Below are 661 nucleotides of genomic sequence, written 5' to 3'. Positions count from 1 at the left end.
AGTTAGCGGCGGACGGGTGAGTAACACGTGGGTAACCTGCCTATAAGACTGGGATAACTCCGGGAAACCGGGGCTAATACCGGATAACATTTTGCACCGCATGGTGCGAAATTGAAAGGCGGCTTCGGCTGTCACTTATAGATGGACCTGCGGCGCATTAGCTAGTTGGTGAGGTAACGGCTCACCAAGGCGACGATGCGTAGCCGACCTGAGAGGGTGATCGGCCACACTGGGACTGAGACACGGCCCAGACTCCTACGGGAGGCAGCAGTAGGGAATCTTCCGCAATGGACGAAAGTCTGACGGAGCAACGCCGCGTGAACGATGAAGGCTTTCGGGTCGTAAAGTTCTGTTGTTAGGGAAGAACAAGTGCTAGTTGAATAAGCTGGCACCTTGACGGTACCTAACCAGAAAGCCACGGCTAACTACGTGCCAGCAGCCGCGGTAATACGTAGGTGGCAAGCGTTATCCGGAATTATTGGGCGTAAAGCGCGCGCAGGTGGTTTCTTAAGTCTGATGTGAAAGCCCACGGCTCAACCGTGGAGGGTCATTGGAAACTGGGAGACTTGAGTGCAGAAGAGGAAAGTGGAATTCCATGTGTAGCGGTGAAATGCGTAGAGATATGGAGGAACACCAGTGGCGAAGGCGACTTTCTGGTCTG

The 661-nt window shown here is 54.0% G+C and carries 1 rRNA gene; it reads left to right on the top strand.

Features of this window, described 5'->3' with window-relative positions:
• Window positions 1–661 (top strand): 16S ribosomal RNA (locus MR076_RS25955); the annotation flags it as partial.

Origin of the sequence: Bacillus cereus group sp. BfR-BA-01380 (assembly GCF_022663535.1) — a bacterium.
In the GTDB taxonomy this organism is placed as follows: Bacteria; Bacillota; Bacilli; order Bacillales; family Bacillaceae_G; genus Bacillus_A; species Bacillus_A cereus_BB.
Note: the sequence above shows the minus strand (reverse complement) of the source record. Positions and strands in the feature narration are given on the sequence as shown.